Origin of the sequence: Brachybacterium sp. HMSC06H03, assembly GCF_001807385.1 — a bacterium.
In the GTDB taxonomy this organism is placed as follows: domain Bacteria; phylum Actinomycetota; class Actinomycetes; order Actinomycetales; family Dermabacteraceae; genus Brachybacterium; species Brachybacterium conglomeratum.
Map to the genome: position 1 here is coordinate 1 of NZ_KV788686.1, position 3,378 is coordinate 3,378.

The 3,378-nt window shown below is 69.2% G+C and carries 3 protein-coding genes; all 3 read right to left on the reverse strand.

All coding sequences use genetic code 11. The features are described from left to right. The coding region (locus HMPREF3159_RS03110) for an ABC transporter substrate-binding protein (RefSeq protein WP_070499625.1) at positions 1-1,377 on the reverse strand (1,377 nt) is incomplete at its 3' end. A gap of 172 nt (positions 1,378-1,549) precedes the next feature. Then, the gene (locus HMPREF3159_RS03115; RefSeq protein ID WP_070499626.1) at positions 1,550-2,464 is read right to left on the reverse strand and encodes a carbohydrate ABC transporter permease; all 915 of its coding nucleotides are present in this window, start codon (positions 2,462-2,464) and stop codon (positions 1,550-1,552) included. Beyond that, positions 2,461-3,378, reverse strand: a 918-nt coding sequence (locus HMPREF3159_RS03120; protein WP_083305764.1) for a carbohydrate ABC transporter permease, incomplete at its 5' end; no start/stop codon positions are given. The genes HMPREF3159_RS03115 and HMPREF3159_RS03120, both read right to left, overlap by 4 nt.

A 3,378-nucleotide genomic window follows, 5' to 3' on the forward strand; every position in this document is an offset into this window, starting at 1 on the left:
GGCCTCGTAGTCCTCGCGGTTGTCGTCGAGGGTCTCCTGGAGGGTGGCCGCGAGCGCGTCGAGCACCTTCTTCGGATCGGCGCCGTCGCCGTAGACCTGCGCCTGCGCGGCGCCGATCTCGGTGACGGAGCCCTGGTCCCAGTTGGTGTAGTCCGCGGTGCGGGCGTTCTCGAGCTGGGCGAGCGCGACGCCGTAGTTCGGGTTCTCCGCGACGAGGTCCTTGACCGTCCGGGTGTCGGCCGCGGCCTTCACGATCGGGACGTAGCCGGTGCCCGCGTGCCACTCGGCGGACTTCTCCGGCTGGGCGAGGAAGCGGAACAGCTCGGCGCAGGCGTCCTGGCGGTCCTGGGAGTCGCTGCGCACGATCGAGAGGCCGGAGCCGCCGGTCGGGACCTGCTTCTCCTGGCCCTCCTTGGAGAGCATGAACGCGGTGCCGACCTCGAAGACGCCCTCGGTGGCGGCGGTGGTGCCGGTCAGCCCGGCGGTCGAGCCGCGCATACCGGCGGTGATGCCGGAGGCGAAGTCGGTGCCCGCGGCCTGCGCCATGTAGCCGAACTTGTCCTCGTGGATGAACTTGCGCTGCCACTCCAGCCACTCCACGCCCGCGTCCTCGTTGATCGTGACCTCGAAGTCCTCGTTCGCGTTCGCGCCGCCGAAGCCCCAGATGTCGGCCTGCGCGTGCCAGGCGTCGTCGGCCCCGACCGCGAGCGCCGCCAGCGGTCGGCCCTCGACCTCGATCTTCGCCAGCTCGGGCGCGAACTCGGCGAGGTCCTCCCAGGTCTCGGGGCCCTCCTCGGGCAGGCCCGCCTCGATGTAGCGGGTCTTGTTGTAGTAGAAGAGCGGGGTGGAGCGGGCGAAGGGCACCACGAAGGTCTCGCCGGCGGCCTTGCCCTCGGCGACGTAGTTGTCGATGTAGATGTCGAGGTTCCACTCATCGTCGAAGTAGCTGTCCAGCGGGGCGAGCGCGTCGGAGTTGTAGAACTGGAGCCACTGCATCTCGGGGAAGCAGACGATGTCCGGGACCGTGCGGGCCTGGAGGGCCGCGGTGAACTTCTGGTTGAGGTCGGCGTAGCCGCCGACGGACTCGGCGATCGCGACGATCTCGTCCTGGGACTCGTTGAAGGCGGCGAACTGCTTGGCGAGGACCTCGTAGTTCACGCCGGTGAAGGGCGCCCAGAACAGGATCGGGGTGCGGCCCTCGTACTCGGAGGGGACGGTGAGGTCGGCCTGCGAGAAGCCGTCGCGGACGGAGCCGTCGGCGCTGCCGCCGCCTCCGCCGTTCGGGGCGCCGCAGGCGGCGAGGCCGGCGGCGCCGGCGCCCAGGCCGAGGGCTGCCATCATCGTGCGGCGGGAGAGGTTCAGGGGGCTGCGGGACATGTGCATCGCTCCTTGGAGACGGGCCGGACCGGAGGGCTCCGGTGCGGTCGGGCGGGGTCGTCGGGTCGTGCGGGACCGGGGCCGGGCGCTCGTGCGCCCGGACCGGCGGGTTCGGGGGTCGGGCCGGAGGGGCCCGGGAAGGTCGGGACGGCGCGGGGCCGTCCCGTCGGCCTCACTTCATGGCGCCGGCGGCGAGGCCGCCGATGATGCGCTTCTGGGCGAGGAAGAAGAGGATCAGCATCGGCAGGGAGACGAACACGGCGCCGGCCATGATCACACCCCAGTTGCTGTAGCCCTCCTGGCTGCGCAGGAACAGCAGCCCGATGGGAAGGGTGCGCATGTCCTCGGTCGAGGTGACGATCAGCGGCCACACGTACTCGTTCCACTTCCCGACCATGACGATCAGGGTGGCGGTGAGGATCATGGGGCTCGACAGCGGCACCACGATGGTGAGCATGCGGCGGATGTGGCCGGCCCCGTCGATCTCCGCGGCCTGCAGGATGTCCTTGTCGATCGTGCGCATGTGCTGGTAGATCAGGAACATCGCGAAGGCGCTGGCGATGCCGGGCAGGATGATCCCGGCGTAGGTGTTCAGCCAGCCGAGGTTCGCCACGGTGATGTAGTTGACGATCAGCGTCACGTGGCCCGGCAGCATCAGCGAGGCGACGATCAGGCCGAACACGATCTTCTTGAACCGGAACTCGACGAACACGAAGGCGTAGGCGCACAGGATCGCGAGCACGATCTCGAGCACGGTGCCGACGCCGGTGGTGATGATCGAGTTCAGGAAGAAGCGATCGAAGGCCGCGGCATCCCAGGCGCCGACGAAGTTCGAGAACGTCAGCTCGGTGGGGATCCACTGCAGCGGCCAGGTGTAGATGTCCTGGTGCGGCTTCAGGGCCGAGGAGAACAGCCAGTACAGCGGCACCAGGAACACCGCGATCGTGGCGAGGACGCCGAGGACCAGCAGCGCGGTCGCCCAGGCCGGACGGCGGGGGCCGCGGCGGCGCCCGGTGTTGCGGGGCACGGCAGGGGTGTCGCCCCCGGCGGACAGCGGGGTGGAGGGGGCGGAGCTCAGGGTGCTCATGAGTCGTAGTTCACCTTCTTCTCGCCGTAGCGGACCTGCACGTAGGTGATGACCAGGAGGATCGCGAGCAGCACGGTCGCGGCGGCCGAGGCGCTGCCGATGTCGAACTTCTGGAAGGCCTCCTCGTAGACCATCCAGCTCAGCGTGCTGGAAGAGGTCCCGGGGCCGCCGTTGGTCATGATCGAGATGATGTCGAAGGCCTGTGCGGCGGAGATGATGCCCGTGATCGAGAGGAAGAACGTGATCGGGCTCAGCAGCGGCAGGGTCAGGTGGCGGAAGAGCTTCCAGCCGTGCGCGCCGTCGAGGGCAGCGGCCTCGTAGAGGTCCTTCGGCAGGTCGAGGATCGCGGTGTAGCAGATGACCGTGACGAAGCCGAGGCGCTGCCAGGTGTAGGCGATGGTGATCGACCACAGCGACCAGTCCGAGGTCGTGGTCCACGCCGGGGAGTCCGCGCCGAACAGCGAGAACGCCCAGCGGGAGAGGCCGTAGTTCGGGTCGAACATGAACAGCCACAGGATGCCGACGGCGGCGCCGGGCAGCATGTGCGGCGCGAACGCCATGGTCTGCGCGAAGCCCGTGAACGGGACCTTCGTGGCCAGCAGGCTGCCCAGCAGCAGGCCGAGCACGAGGGAGCCGATCACGCTGACCCCGGTGAAGATCAGCGTGTTCATCAGGACCTGGCCGAAGCTCGCCGAGGTGAACAGATCGACGTAGTTCGCCGCGCCCACCCACTCGGGGACGGGCTCGACGAAGTCCCACTCGAAGAAGCTCAGCCCGATGTTGTACAGCGCCGGGTAGTACGAGAAGACGATGATCGCGATCAGGTTCGGGGCGATCAGCGCGAGGAAGAGCAGCGCGTCGCGACGGGCGCGGCGGCGGCGCTGGGGGGAGCGCCGGCGGGCGGGCCGCTGCGC

What these genes read in the sequence shown, in the direction of transcription:
- HMPREF3159_RS03115 (WP_070499626.1), bottom strand. Translation starts at nt 2,464, where the DNA reads ATGAGCACCCTGAGCTCCGCCCCCTCCACCCCGCTGTCCGCCGGGGGC.